This window comes from Elstera sp. (assembly GCF_044372965.1).
In the GTDB taxonomy this organism is placed as follows: Bacteria; Pseudomonadota; Alphaproteobacteria; order Elsterales; family Elsteraceae; genus Elstera.
In genome coordinates this window covers 1-12,997 of record NZ_JBILQX010000094.1, presented here as the reverse complement: position 1 = coordinate 12,997, position 12,997 = coordinate 1, and the positions used below count along the sequence as shown (strand labels likewise).

Sequence of the window (12,997 nt, the reverse complement as noted above, 5' to 3'; positions counted from 1 at the left end):
CCTGACTGGGCCGGTCCTTCCAAGGATCGGCCTTTCTTTTTAGTGGCGATGGTAGAGCGTCCAGCCGTCGATTGTGCCGACCGGCGCATAGGCCATCAGGGCGGCGGCAATGCGGGGATCGCGCCGGAAATAGGCGAGATGATCCCATGCCCGCGCGCCGAAACCTGGTTCGGACGCACCATCGGTAACGACCAGTAGATCGGGCTTGCGCGCGAGATCGGCGGCGGTGGTCGCGATCAGATCCCGCTCGATTCCGCTTAGGCTCGCCAGCGGGCGCAACCCTGGCGGCCCGTCCGGCGGGTAGAGTTCTGGTAGCGGCCATAGGCTCATGTAATGCCCCCGATACTGCCCGCCGGTGGTTTGGAGAATCGAAAACTGCGGTTTCAGCGAGGTCGTGAACCAGAGCACCGAGCCGCCGGGGGCCGTTTGCTCCATCAACGCACGCAGCCGGGCGGCGGGCGAGGCGGCAAAGCTGCGCTGCGGGGCGAAGGGCGGGGCGAGTAGGCTGGCATAGGCGATGGCGGCGGCGAGCGTTGCCCCCATCGCCCGGCCCGGCGTGTGCAGCCAATGCCCAACGCTCCAACCTACCAGCAGCAGCAAACCGCCGCGCGCCGCGACGAAATGATAATCCCAGCCCTTCATTTGACTGAGCCCGGCGAGACTCGCGGTAACGGTGAAGACTAGCAGCAGGCGCGGGGCGACCCCATGCCGCCAGGTCAACCCGCCGAGAAGCAGGCACCCGAAGGCGAGCGTCGGTATTTGGTCGCCGAACAGCAGCGCCGGCCAATCGGCCCCGGCCCCTGTATACAGTTCGGCCATCATCGGCAAAATCGCGCTGAAATAGGCGGGGGTGATGAGTTTCACCGCAAGCAGATACATAAGTCCAACCCCGGCCATAATCGGCACGGTGGGATCGCGCAGGCTGGCCTTCAGCCCGCGTTGTGCGATCAAGAACCCCTCGATTCCCGCAGGGATCAATAGGAAATGCGGCTTGAGGCACACGGCGACGGCAAACAGCGCCGCCGTGATCCAGGCTTTGCGGTCGGCCTCGCCCTGCGCCCGTCCGACGGCATGAATGAGATAGGGCAGGGCGAGGGCAAGCAGCAGATGTTCGCGCTGGGTGAAACTATGGGCAGGCAGAACGAGCAGCGCCCCTACGGCGGCGGCGATAACCCCAAGGTTCTCGCCGGGCGAGACGCGCCGGGTAAGGCTTGGCAACGCCAGGGCTAGGCCGACCGCTGTCAGCAGCGCGTACCAAAATACCAGAAGGACTGCGGCGGAAATCCCCGTCCAGGCCGCAACGGCGGCAGGCGGCAGGTTCAGCCAAAAGATCATCGGCGGATTTACATCGATGAGATCGATATAAAGCCGCTCGCCCGCAACCATCCGCTGCGCCCAGGTGAGCACAGCGGCGCTATCGTGGTTTAAGGGCGGAAAAAACGCGGCAATCAGCCAGGGAAGCCCCACCAGAAAACAGAGAATCGGCAGCTTGCGCTCTGCCATCAGGGTTTCTTCCTTATAAAGCCTTACAGAGTTTTCATCCCCCGTCGCCCAAATTTACGGCATGATACAGGCGTTGTCGTGTGAAGAAGCTGAAAGGTTTGTGCTGAATGGGTGCTCAAATTTCCCCCGTGCCGCCCAAACCGGCCCCGTTGGCGGGGCTCGATCAGATCCGGCTCCTCAGTTTTCCGCAGTTCCCGGCTCCTGGCCGCGTACTGACGATTTTTGAGACGGGGGCTAATCTGCCAATTCCGATTGCGCGGGTTTTTACGGTGGCCTCCGATCAGCCCGATACCGCTGGCGGCGGCCATGCCCATCGCTGGTGCAGCCAAGTGCTGGTGTGCTTGCAGGGGGAAATCGAGTTCGTCGGGCGCGATCACCTGGGCGGCGAGGTGCGGCATCTCCTGACCCATCCGCAGCAGGCGGTGTTGATGCCGCCCACCATTTGGGGCGAGCAATCTTATCGCACCACGCCCGCGCTGCTGATGGTCTTTTGCGACTATCCCTTCGCGGCCGATGATTATATCCGCGATTTTGACAGTTTCCGGGCGCACCGCGAATTACTAGCGGCGGGTGCTTAATGGAAGCGGTTGAATATGAGCGCATGGCCGCAATCGAGGACCAGTTTTGGTGGTTCCAAGCCCTGCGCCGCAACATGCTGACATGGCTACCGCCGCCCGGGGCCGCCCCCCTGCGTCTGCTAGATGCGGGGGCGGGAACCGGCGGCTGGCTGAAATATCTCGCCACCCATCGCCCCGATATCGCGGCAATTGGCTTGGAGTTCGATGGGAAAGCGGCGGTTTGGGGGCAGGCACGCTGCACCCGGCCCTTTGTGCGGGGGACGATCAACAGCCTTCCCTTTGCCCCCGCCAGCATCGATATCATCACCTCCTCCGATGTGCTCTGTCATGCCGGGGTAGACGAGGCTAAGGCCTTGGCCGAGTTCCACGCCGCGCTAAAGCCGGGCGGGCGCGTGCTTTTATCGCTCCCTGCCTATGATTGGTTACTCTCGGAGCATGATCGGGCGGTGCATAACAGCCGTCGCTATACCGAACCGCGCCTGCGCCAGCAATTGACCGACGCCGGGTTTCGCCCGCTGCGCAGCAGCTATTGGAACAGCCTGCTGTTTCCGCTAATGGTCCTACGCCGTAAGCTGTGGCCGAGCGAGGGGAGCGACGTATCGGCGCTACCGCCCTTGGTCGACGCCGGGTTTTCCCTGTTGACGGGATTGGAGACGGCGTGGCTTCGGCGGGGCGGGCGGCTGCCCTTTGGCGGATCGATTTTGATTGAGGCGGTGAAGGATGCGTGAGGAAACACCGGGGCTGAGTATCGTCGTTCCGGTTTATAACGGCGCGGCTACCGTCGGGCGGCTGGTTGAAGCGCTATCGGCGCTTCGTGTCGAAGGCGGTCTCGAAATCGTGCTGGTCTATGACGGCAGCCCCGACAATAGCCTTGCCGTCTGCCACACCCTCGCCGAAACCGCCACCGTGCCACTGACCGTGGTCGAGCATAGCCGCAATTACGGCGAACATAATGCCGTGATGAGCGGCTTTCGCCACGCGCGCGGGGCCTACATCATTACGATGGACGATGATCTGCAAAACCCGCCGGAAGAGGTGGTGCGCCTTTATGACGCCTGCCGGTTGGGGGGGCATGAGGTGGTCTACACCTTCTATGCGGATAAGAAGCACGAAAGCTGGCGCAATCTTGGCAGTCGCTTTAACGGTTGGGTAGCGGATCGGCTGCTGGATAAGCCCAAGGGCCTGTATCTCTCGTCCTTTCGTTGCCTGTCGGCCTTTGTTGCCCGGACGATCACCGCCTATGAAGGGCCGTTCGTTTATGTCGACGGGCTGATTCTGCAAGTGACGCAGAAGATCGGCACGCTCCAGGTGAACCATCTCGCCCGCGCCGAAGGGCAGAGCAATTATACCCTGCGCCGCCTGGTGAACCTCTGGCTAGCGATGGCGCTGAATTTCTCGGTTCTGCCGCTGCGCTTCGCGACCTTGGCGGGGGCGGTGACGGCGGGCCTCGGGATTCTCGGGCTGCTGCTGGTGCTGCTGGAAGGGCTGTTTGGCGACCCGCCCGCCGGGTGGGCCTCCTTGGCGGCAATTGTGCTCACCCTCGGCGGCTTGCAACTGCTGATGCTGGGGATTTTGGGTGAGTATGTCGGCCGCCTGTTTCTAACGGTGAATAAGCGCCCGCAAGGCGTGGTGAAATCGGTTCGGCGCGGTGGCCCTGCGTGAGCTTTGGTCTGGCGGCGCGGGTTCTGTTCCGCGACGGGCGCGTGATCGTGCTCGATAAACCGGCGGGGCTTGCCTGCCATCCCGGCCCGCAGACGCCCGAGAGCGTGGAAGCCTATCTGGCCGATCTTACGTTTGGCTTTAAGGAACTGCCGCGCCTTGCCCATCGGCTCGACCGCGATACGGCGGGCTGTCTCGTGCTGGCGCGCAGCCTGCGGGCGGCCCGGCAGGTGGCGCGGGTGTTCTCGGCGCATCAGGTGCAAAAGACCTATTGGGCGCTGGTTCGCGGAACGCCTGAAACCTCGGAAGGGGTGATTGACGCGCCTCTGCTGAAAATCTCCAGCGCGGCGGCGGGCTGGCGCATGGTGGTCGATCCGAGCGGCCAGAGCGCGCAAACGCGCTGGCGCTGCTTGGGGAGGGGGGACGGGCTGGCGTGGCTGGAGTTTGAGCCGCTGACGGGCCGAACCCATCAGATCCGGGTTCATGCCGCTCACTTGGGTCTGCCGCTGATCGGCGATCCCGTTTATGGGCCGAAGCCCTTGGCGGGCGAACGGTTGCAGCTTCTGGCCCGCGCGATTGCGCTTCCGCTCGGGGAAAAGCCGATTGCCGTCACGGCCCCCGTGCCGACGCATATGGCGGATGGATTGGCGCGCTGCGGGTTTGCGGAAGTTTGATCGGATTGCCCGCGTTTTTGATCGGTTGCCGCGCGCGGCGATAGGCGGGTGCGGGGCAGGGTAAGGGCCTTACCCAGGATAGGAACCCGATCCATGACAAAATTATCGCTGATCCTGCTCGCCAGCCTTGCCGCTCTCCCGGCCCTGGCGGCAGAGCCCCTGCGCGTGACCCTCGCCAACCTCGGCCCCGATGGCCGCTTTGCGCCCGACCAAGCTTTTTGCACACCAAGCGGTTTTGGGCCGAACGTCAGCCCGGCAGTGTCTTGGCAGGCCGGGCCGAAGGGTACGCAGTCCTATGTGCTGGTGATGCTCGACCCGGACGTGCCGCAAGACCTCTCCCAGTACAACAAGCCGGGCGTGACGATTACCGCCGAGTCCCCCCGGCAAATTTTTCCCCATTGGCTGTTGGCCGATGTGCCCGTGTCGGTCACGGCGCTTGCCGAGGGGGTTGAGGCGCGCGGGGTGGTGAAGGGCAATCTGCCGCTCGCGCGCACCGCTTACGGCCGACGGGGGCAGAGCGGCTTTGCCGGGTTCATGGCAGGAAACCCGGAGATGGCGGGGGATTGGGGCGGTTATGCCGGGCCGTGCCCGCCGCTGAATGATTTGCGCCGTCACGAGTATCGCGTGCGCGTCTATGCGCTTGACGTGCCGACCCTACCGCTGCCCGACCGCTTCACCTGGGCCGATCTGGAACCGGCCTTACGCGGCCATATTCTGGCCGAAGGCGAAGCGAAAGCGGCCTATAGCCTCAATCCTGCGGTGAAATAGCGCTTCCCCGCAACGCCGCCGCCGAGCGGAAGCCACAGGCGAGGGCGGCGTCGAGCGCGCTCAGGCCCTCGCCTTGCAGCCGGGCGGCCTGGGCGCGGCGCAACGTGCCGAGCAGAGCGCGCAAGCCAACCCCTTCGCTCGCCAGGCGGCGGCGCAGCGTCGCCTCGCTCATGCCGATAAGGCTCGCCACGCTCGCGGCGGTCCAGGCGCGCGTGAGATCGCCGCTGAGCAGGCTGGTCACGGCGGCGCTCACCTGCCCGTCGCGCAACAGGGCGCGGGCGGGGAGAAGTGGCCGGTCAGCCAGCAGCAGCGCCACTTCCATCATACGGTGATCGAGAATCTCGGCGGGAACATCGGCGGCGCTGACGGCCCTTAGCACCCGCGCCACCGCCTCTTGCAGAAGCTCGCTGGCGGGAATCTGCCAGTGGCGCGGATCGAGGCTTTCCAGCCCAACCGGGTGAAAAGCCGTAGGATGCAGCAGGCGCACGCGCTGGAGCAGGGGGAGCGGAAACAGGATAATCGCGGCGGCATAAATGCCCGTGCGGTCATCGGGCTCGTTCACGACATCAATGGCGATATTGGCGGGCAGCAGCGTCAGCGTGCCGGGGCCGCACGCGGCATGACGACCGGAAACGCTGATTTCTTTCCGCCCTGACCAGAGAAGGACCAAAGCAGGTAATTCCGGCTGAAACGCCCGAACCGCCTCGCGCCGCCGCACACTATAGCGAATGAACCGGTCCGGCTGATCCTGCAACCCCTCAAAGGCGGTTGTTGCAATCACCCGGTCAAAGGTTTCGGTCAGCAGGGCAGGCGCAAACTGCGCGACCGCCACAGGCTTAACCCTTCAGCTTCTGAACCTTCACCGGCGCTTGCGGGGCGGCTTCCACGGTCGGCTCAATCGCGACGGCGGCCTGTTGCGGCGCAGTGGCTGCAGGGGCGGTGCCCTCCGCCGCCCCGGCTTTCTTATAGGCGGCGCGCATGGCATCGACCGACAGGGTCACGCTGCCGCTTTGCGGCGCGGCTGCGGCGATTTGCTTGCCGGTTTCCTGACGCGCCTGGAAATCGAGAATCTGGCGCTTTACCTGATCGGCAATACCGACGCCGCCCGCTTTGGCGATCATCTTGCCGTATTCATCCACCAAGATGCCTTTAAACGCATCTTCGCCCGCGCCGCCGCCGAACATATCGTTGGTTTTCACCGTTTCGAACATCGGTTGCAGCATCTGCGACAGGAACATCGCTTCGAACTCGCGCCCCGTCCTTTCGGCAACGGCTTCATTCGCCGTCGTTGGCATGCGCGCGTTCAGCGAGGAGGTCAGGGCCTTGTCGCGGCTGGCGGCAAGAGTGGCGCCGGGGAGGGTCGCGGGGGTCGATGTCATGGGGAGCGCTCCAACCGGCCTTAGAGGATTTCGATATCGGCCTGCAGGGCACCTGCGGCTTTAATCGTTTGCAAAATTGTAATCAGGTCGCGCGGCCCGACGCCAAGGGCGTTCAGCCCCGAAACCAACTCGCCCAGCGTGACGCCCGAGGGCAGAACCGCTAAGCGGCGACCGGCCTGATCATCCACTTCGATCTGCGTGCGCGGTACAACGACGGTCTGCGCCCCGCCGCCCAATTGGCCAAACTGCCCCTGCTGGTTGGTTTGTTGGGTCACTTGGCCGTCGGCCCCGAAGGTCTGGCTATTCTGCCCCGGGATGCCGTTCAACGCGGTTGCGCCCGGCGCAAACGGGTTGGGTTGCGAGACCTGCGGCGTTTCGGTGATGCGAATGGTGAGGTTGCCTTGCGCGACGGCGACGGTGCTGATGCGAACATTTTCGCCCATCACGATCACGCCATTGCGCTCGTCGATCACGATTTTCGCCACCATATCCGGCTGGATTGGCAGGTTCTCGATATCGGTCAGCATGGCCACCGTGTCGCCCTGATAGCGCGGCGGGACGGTGATTTCGATGGTGCCGGGGTCGAGCGGCTTTGCCGCCTGCGCGCCGAGGAAAGCGTTTACGGCAGTCGCAACCCGGCGGGCCGTGGTGAAATCGGGGTTGCGCATGGACAGGCGCACGGAGTTGAGCGAGCCAAGCTCGAAGCCCACTTCGCGTTCAACGAGGCCACCATTGGCGATCCGGCCCGAGGTTGGCACGCCGCGCGTGACCGACGCCGCTGCGCCCCGTGCCGAGAAGCCAGAAATCGCAACAGCCCCTTGCGCCACGGTATAAACTTCGCCGTCCGCGCCCATCAGCGGGGTGACGAGCAAGGTGCCGCCCTGCAAGGAGGTGGCATCGCCCAGGGCGGAAACGCTCACGTCGATGCGGCCACCCTGACGGGCAAAGGCGGGCAGGTTGGCCGTAACCATCACGGCGGCGAGGTTCTTCGTCCGCATTTCGTTATTGGCTGTGCGGGCGTTAACGCCGAGGCGCTCCAGCATGCCCAGCAACGATTCGCGGGTAAAAATGGCGCGGTTCAAACTGTCGCCGGTGCCGTTGAGACCGACGACGAGACCGTAACCGATCAATTGGTTTTCGCGCACGCCTTCGAAATTGGCGACATCTTTGATGCGCACGGTTTGCGCCACCGCCGGGGTGAGGGAGGTCGCCGCCCAGGCCGTGCTCGCCAGAAATGCCGTTGCGAGGGCTACGCGCAGTCCGCGCCGCCATGCGAAGGCCTGGTCAAAGTGCCGTTTCATGCCCATGTTTGGCGTCCCTATACATCTCTTACGAACCGGAGCCAGAATTTGGCCTGCCGCGCATCCCCGACAAGCGATCTCTGTGCCAACCTGAACACTATACGATAATTGGTTGTTCAGAAACAGAATTTTGAGTTTACTTGTCGAAAATCCATCGCGCGGGCGGCAAAAATTTCCTCACGGGCGGCAGGATGCGCCGATAGGACGCGTAAGACAGATCGTGGTAAGGTTGAGTTATGCGTATTCAAGGACCCAAAGACACAGCCCCCGTTACCTCGGGGCGCCGGACCGACAAAACCGCCGATTCCGCGCGGACGGACGCTTTTGCGCGTTTGCTTGCGCCCGAGGAGGCCCCCGCCGCCGCGCCAACGACGGGTTCGCGCCCGGTCTCTGGTGTTAATCCAATCCTCACGGTCGATCCGATTGGCGACGAGCCCCAGCGGCGGCGCCGTTCCCGACACCGGGCCGAGGCGATTCTGGACGGGCTCGACGAGATCCGACATGGGCTCTTGCTGGGCGTCATTTCGGGCGACGCGCTCGTCAATCTCGTCGATCAACTCGCCCTTGCACGCGAAACTGTTTCGGACCCCAAGCTATTGGAGGTGCTGGACGAGGTCGATTTACGGGCACAAGTTGAACTCGCAAAGCTGGAAATGGAGCGCGAAAGCCAAGCGAACCGGGCTTCTGTTCCACCAAAAGGGGTAATTGAGGGGTAAAGCCGTGCGCTAGCACGCTTCCCCCTTAAAATTCCCCCCCGATTATCTCGCAATTGTGCCCATTGCCCCCTGAACCGACTCCCCCTATACTCCGCGCGCCTTGCTGAAGGGGGATCGAGGGAACTCGAATGACGTCACAAGTGTCACGAATTGCGTTGCCACCGGATTACCGTCCGAGTGATGACGAACCGTTTATGAATGAACTGCAACGTGAATATTTTCGCCAAAAGCTTTTGCATTGGCGGGAAGAATTATTGAACGAGTCCTCCGAGACGGTTCATCACATGCAGGAAGAGAGCTTGCAACAACCTGATTTGACCGATCGGGCCTCCATGGAGACTGATCGTGCGCTTGAATTGCGCACGCGGGATCGGGAACGCAAGCTGATTAGCAAGATCGACGCCGCGTTGCGCCGGATCGACGATGATAGCTACGGCTATTGCGAGGAAACCGGCGAGCCGATCGGCATCAAACGCCTGGAAGCCCGCCCGATCGCCACCTTGAGCGTCGACGCTCAAGAGCGTCATGAGCGCATGGAGCGCACTCACCGCGAGGAATAGTCGCGGGCAGTGCTGAAGATTGAGAAAGGGCGGCGCGCGAGTGCCGCCCTTTTTTTAGCAAAGATCCACCCGCCGATATGAAAAGCCCGCCGTCTCGTGGAGAGAGGCGGGCTTTAGGTTTTCTGCCGGAGCCGAAACCTTAGAACGGCAGAATGATATCCATGAACTGCGTACCATAGCGCGGCTGAGCGATATCCTTCACCTGGCCGCGACCACCATAGGCAATACGGGCTTCGGCGATCTTATCGTACTCGATGGTATTGCCCGAGCTAATGTCTTCGGGCCGAATGACGCCGCTGACGAGCAGTTCGCGCATGTCGTAATTCACCAGGAATTCCTGACGGCCCTGAATGACCATATTGCCATTGGGGAGCGTCTGCATCACCACGGCAGCAAGGCGCAACTGATTAGCGGCGTCGGTGCCGTTGGTCGTGGCATTGCGGCGCGACGTCAGATTGCTGTTGGTGCCGAAGAGGGTGGTGGGGTCGGCCCCGCCGAGCGCCTGTTGAATATCGAGACCGAAGAGGCTGCCGGCACTGTTCAGGCCCGCACCCTGCGTGTCGGTCTGCGAGCGGTTAAGCCCGCCGCCCAAGGAGGCCGAACGGTTTCGGAAATCGACAACCACGGTCACGATATCGCCGACAGTGCGCGCGCGGATATCGCGGAAGAAGGTTCGGCTGCCGACGCGCCACAGCGAGCTTGGCTGGCGCGCGGTTGCAACCGGCTGCGGCATCGGCAGGCTGATGGGGCGGTAGTTCGGTTGTTCCGACGGATTGACCACCGGGGTGAACTCTTGCGTCTTGCCAATCGCTTCAAGGCGATCGAGCGTATTGCAACCCGACAGCAGCAGCGCCCCGAACAGGAGCGCGCTCGGCACGGCCATCCGCTTGCGGGCGGTCGCGGGGCGAGCTTCGGTCGAAATTTTGGGGCTGCGTGTCATCATCGGCCTCTTTCTGCTCACCTTCATCAATTCGTCCGCGCACCAGAAGCGGCGGGGGCGATGGTCACGACGGTGGCCTGCACCGTCACCGTACTGGGGGCCGAGACGATTCCGCTCAGCACCTTATTGCTGCGGATGTTCAGAACCCGCACCATATCGCCCAACGCCCCATCATCCAACGCTTTCCCCTGCATGGCCAAAGCCATGGAGCCGGACACAACATTTACCGTAATCGGCGCATTCTTCTGCACCATCATCGTCGCGTTTAAATCGCCGGGGCGCACCGGCTGGCCTGCGAGCAGCGTGCGCCGGGCGGTTTTACCAATGATCCGATCAGGATCGACCACATAGCTGCGCCCCGCTTGATCGGCGCGTAAGCGTTGGATCGACACATCCCCGGCTTGAATCACCTCGCCCGTACCTACGGCGCGGGTCATTACCGGCACGTCAGCCATGGCGATAACCCGGCCCGCAACCCGGCGGGTTTCCCCGCCTGCGGCCGGGCCGATCTGCGCCGTAAAGCGCGAAAGCTTAGGATCGAAGCTCAGATCGCTCACGCGCAAGCCTTGCCGCGCCTGGCCCCGGCCCACCGTGAAGGGGGCGGGGGGCGTATCCAAGCGGATTTCCCCGGTCGGATGCCCTTGAACCGCAAGCGCCTGGGTGACGGTCTGCAATACCATCTCTTCACCGATTTGCTCGACGGGCCGGTCGATCCGGATGGACAGCGTCGGCGAGGCAGGTCGCCAGGAGAGACCATTCTCCCGCGCAATTGCCTCTAGCCGTTCGGCATCCAAAACCATACCGCTTTCCGGCACCCCTAAGCCCCGCACCGGGCGGGCGGCAATATCGACTGGAAGGCCGTCGAACAGATCCCCTAACCGCACATCCGGCTTGTCGAGCACCAAAATGCCGCTCGCCTGCACGCCACTCTTCAGCGTCGCCGCCGCCTGCGCTGCGATTGGAACAATCAGCAGCGTCAGGAGCAGCCCGACGAGAGAGAGAAGAAAGCGCGGCGCGCGGCACATTCGGGGGATCACCTTATCCGGCTAGGACGCCAAGGAAGTTATGCGGTTAGCGCATCTGCGTGAGCGTGCTCATCATCTGATCGGAGGTTTCGATCACGCGGCTGTTCATTTCGTAAGCGCGCTGCGCGGTAATCAGATTAGTGATTTCCGAGACGATATTGACGTTCGAGGTTTCAAGGAACCCTTGCAGAATCGTACCGCGCTGCTCAACGCCGGGAACGCCGTCGTCCGGCTCGCCCGAGGCTTGCGTCTGCATAAACAGATTCTGGCCCGCCGCCTGAAGACCGGCTTCGTTCACGAAGGTGCTCAGGTTGATCTGGCCGATGTTCTGGGCCTGGGTCTGCCCCGGAACCTTCACCAGCACTTCCCCGGAGGAATTGATGGTGATCGATTGGGCATTCTGCGGCACCTGGCCGGGGCCGCGCAGCTGATAGCCATCGGCGGTAACAATCTGGCCGTTTTCGTTCAACTGGAACGAGCCCGCGCGGGTATAGGCAATTTCGTTCGTCGGCAGATCGACCGCGAAATAGCCAATGCCCTGCACGGCGATATCGAGCGGATTGCTGGTCGGCTGAATATTGCCTTGCTCGTGCATGCGGTAAACCGCCGCCGTGCGCACGCCAAGACCAACCTGGATACCCGACGGGATCGTGGTCCCGGCGTCCGAGGAGGTGGAGCCAACGCGCCGTTCATTCTGATACAGAAGATCCTGGAATTCGGCGCGCGAGCGCTTGAACCCGGTCGTGTTCAGGTTGGCGATATTGTTCGAAATGACTTCGACGTTAAGCTGCTGTGCCAGCATGCCCGTCGCGCCGATATTCAGTGACCGCATCGTTCGGTATCCTTCTTTCCTGGCTTAACCGCCACCAGTCAAATTTTGCCGGGTCTTAACGCGAGTGTCTTAAACCTGCCGCGCGATTTTGGTGATCGCGTTGGTTTGACGCTCACCTTCGGCGTCAATCATCTTCTGCATCGACTGATAGTCGCGCAAAATCTCAAGCATCTGAGTTACTTCCAGCACCGGCTTCACATTCGAGCTTTCGACGAAGCCTTGCGCCGTAACGGTCTCAGGGGCGGGGAGGGCCTCTTGATCCGTCATATACATCGAATTGCCCGCCGGGCGCAGCGCTTGCTCGTCATTGAAACGGACCAGCGCAAAGCGCCCGAGGTCCTGAATGCCGTTCGCTGTCGTGAAGGTCACGGTTCCCTGGCTATCGATCATCACCTGCCCGCGCTCGTTCTGCGGCACCGCGATCGGCTGACCGTTCTCGCCCAGAATGGGGTACCCGTCGGCGGTCGAAATCTGGCCATTGGCATCGAGATGAAACACGCCGTTGCGCGTGTACATATTCTGAGCCGGATGGCCGACGGTGAAGAACGCATCGCCCCGTAAGGCCACGTCCAACGGATTGCCCGTGCTGGTTAAGGTGCCTTCCGAGAAATCCCGAAACAAGCCGATATCCTGCATGTACGAAATGGCTTGCCGATTCCCCGGTGTGCCCGTTCGCGCCAGATATTCTTGAAACACCGGCTGTTCGCGCCGGTAACCGGATGTTGACGCATTTGCGAGATTATTCGCGCTCGAATCAAGCGACCGGCGTAAGGCTGACTGGCGAGAAAGAGCAATGTGGATCGGCGATTCCATGAAACGAGTCCTTCGGTTCCCCACACGATAGTGCGAACCATAACGCACTTCCTATGCCACCGTCAAACTATGTTTCTGATCATAGTATTACAGGATTGTGTGAAAGTGACTAGATAAGATTACACGACTATGCTATGCAATGTCTGCCGGGCAAAGTTTGCCGCCTCACCCAAGGGGGCTGTGATACGGGTCCGGCGGCTCTTATCGCTTGCATGACAACGGTTTGTCAGCCACAAGTGTGTTAGAGCT

At 62.4% G+C, this 12,997-nt stretch carries 15 protein-coding genes; 7 read left to right on the top strand and 8 right to left on the bottom strand.

Annotation, left to right across the window (positions count from 1 at the left end; all coding sequences use genetic code 11):
- Positions 1-39 precede the first annotated feature (39 nt).
- Positions 40-1,503, bottom strand: a complete 1,464-nt coding sequence (locus tag ACIQ36_RS12475) for a hypothetical protein (protein WP_395829700.1) — start codon at positions 1,501-1,503, stop codon at positions 40-42.
- Positions 1,504-1,610: 107 nt separating this feature from the next.
- On the opposite strand from ACIQ36_RS12475, the gene ACIQ36_RS12470 reads away from it, so the two are divergent.
- The 5 genes from ACIQ36_RS12470 (at position 1,611) to ACIQ36_RS12450 (ending at position 5,182) form a co-directional block, all read left to right on the top strand.
- Complete coding sequence (locus ACIQ36_RS12470; RefSeq protein WP_395829698.1) at positions 1,611-2,081, top strand: sugar 3,4-ketoisomerase; 471 nt, start codon at positions 1,611-1,613, stop codon at positions 2,079-2,081.
- A gap of 23 nt (positions 2,082-2,104) precedes the next feature.
- Positions 2,105-2,809, top strand: coding sequence for a class I SAM-dependent methyltransferase (locus ACIQ36_RS12465; RefSeq protein WP_395829696.1), 705 nt, complete (start codon positions 2,105-2,107; stop codon positions 2,807-2,809).
- A complete protein-coding gene (locus ACIQ36_RS12460) occupies positions 2,802-3,743 on the top strand; it encodes a glycosyltransferase family 2 protein (protein ID WP_395829694.1) in 942 nt (313 codons plus the stop codon). The genes ACIQ36_RS12465 and ACIQ36_RS12460 overlap by 8 nt, the downstream gene beginning before the upstream one ends.
- Positions 3,740-4,414, top strand: coding sequence for an RluA family pseudouridine synthase (locus ACIQ36_RS12455; RefSeq protein WP_395829692.1), 675 nt, complete (start codon positions 3,740-3,742; stop codon positions 4,412-4,414). Before ACIQ36_RS12460 ends, ACIQ36_RS12455 begins: the two co-directional genes overlap by 4 nt.
- Before the next feature lie 93 nt (positions 4,415-4,507).
- Positions 4,508-5,182: a YbhB/YbcL family Raf kinase inhibitor-like protein gene (locus ACIQ36_RS12450; RefSeq protein WP_395829689.1), complete on the top strand. Its 675-nt coding sequence runs from the start codon at positions 4,508-4,510 to the stop codon at positions 5,180-5,182.
- Here the strand turns inward: ACIQ36_RS12450 and ACIQ36_RS12445 are convergent.
- Genes ACIQ36_RS12445 through ACIQ36_RS12435 form a run of 3 tightly spaced genes read right to left on the bottom strand, consistent with a single transcriptional unit; the run spans position 5,163 to position 7,862 of the window.
- On the bottom strand, positions 5,163-6,014 hold the full coding sequence (locus ACIQ36_RS12445; protein ID WP_395829687.1) for a hypothetical protein: 852 nt from the start codon (positions 6,012-6,014) through the stop codon (positions 5,163-5,165). The genes ACIQ36_RS12450 and ACIQ36_RS12445 overlap by 20 nt on opposite strands.
- A gap of 4 nt (positions 6,015-6,018) precedes the next feature.
- Positions 6,019-6,561 (bottom strand): rod-binding protein, encoded by a 543-nt coding sequence (locus ACIQ36_RS12440; protein ID WP_395829685.1) that lies wholly within the window; start codon positions 6,559-6,561, stop codon positions 6,019-6,021.
- A 20-nt stretch (positions 6,562-6,581) separates the two neighbouring features.
- Positions 6,582-7,862, bottom strand: coding sequence for a flagellar basal body P-ring protein FlgI (locus tag ACIQ36_RS12435; RefSeq protein ID WP_395829683.1), 1,281 nt, complete (start codon positions 7,860-7,862; stop codon positions 6,582-6,584).
- A gap of 236 nt (positions 7,863-8,098) precedes the next feature.
- Here ACIQ36_RS12435 and ACIQ36_RS12430 point away from each other — a divergent pair, with 236 nt between their 5' ends.
- Both ACIQ36_RS12430 and dksA read left to right on the top strand, forming a co-directional pair.
- Positions 8,099-8,578 carry a flagellar assembly protein FliX gene (locus tag ACIQ36_RS12430; RefSeq protein ID WP_395829681.1) on the top strand — a complete coding sequence of 160 codons (480 nt, stop codon included), beginning with the start codon at positions 8,099-8,101 and terminating at the stop codon, positions 8,576-8,578.
- Positions 8,579-8,706: 128 nt separating this feature from the next.
- Complete coding sequence (gene dksA / locus ACIQ36_RS12425; protein WP_395829679.1) at positions 8,707-9,138, top strand: RNA polymerase-binding protein DksA; 432 nt, start codon at positions 8,707-8,709, stop codon at positions 9,136-9,138.
- Positions 9,139-9,277: 139 nt separating this feature from the next.
- Here the strand turns inward: dksA and ACIQ36_RS12420 are convergent, their stop codons facing one another.
- The 4 genes from ACIQ36_RS12420 to flgF all read right to left on the bottom strand — a co-directional run bounded on the left by ACIQ36_RS12420 (position 9,278) and on the right by flgF (position 12,748).
- The gene (locus ACIQ36_RS12420; RefSeq protein WP_045775269.1) at positions 9,278-10,081 is read right to left on the bottom strand and encodes a flagellar basal body L-ring protein FlgH; all 804 of its coding nucleotides are present in this window, start codon (positions 10,079-10,081) and stop codon (positions 9,278-9,280) included.
- Positions 10,082-10,104: 23 nt separating this feature from the next.
- Entirely contained in the window at positions 10,105-11,103 is a 999-nt protein-coding gene (gene flgA / locus ACIQ36_RS12415; protein WP_395829677.1) for a flagellar basal body P-ring formation chaperone FlgA, read from the bottom strand.
- Between the two features lie 46 nt (positions 11,104-11,149).
- On the bottom strand, positions 11,150-11,935 hold the full coding sequence (flgG, locus tag ACIQ36_RS12410) for a flagellar basal-body rod protein FlgG (protein WP_395829675.1): 786 nt from the start codon (positions 11,933-11,935) through the stop codon (positions 11,150-11,152).
- A gap of 69 nt (positions 11,936-12,004) precedes the next feature.
- On the bottom strand, positions 12,005-12,748 hold the full coding sequence (flgF, locus tag ACIQ36_RS12405; protein WP_395829673.1) for a flagellar basal-body rod protein FlgF: 744 nt from the start codon (positions 12,746-12,748) through the stop codon (positions 12,005-12,007).
- Between the last annotated feature and the right edge of the window lie 249 nt (positions 12,749-12,997).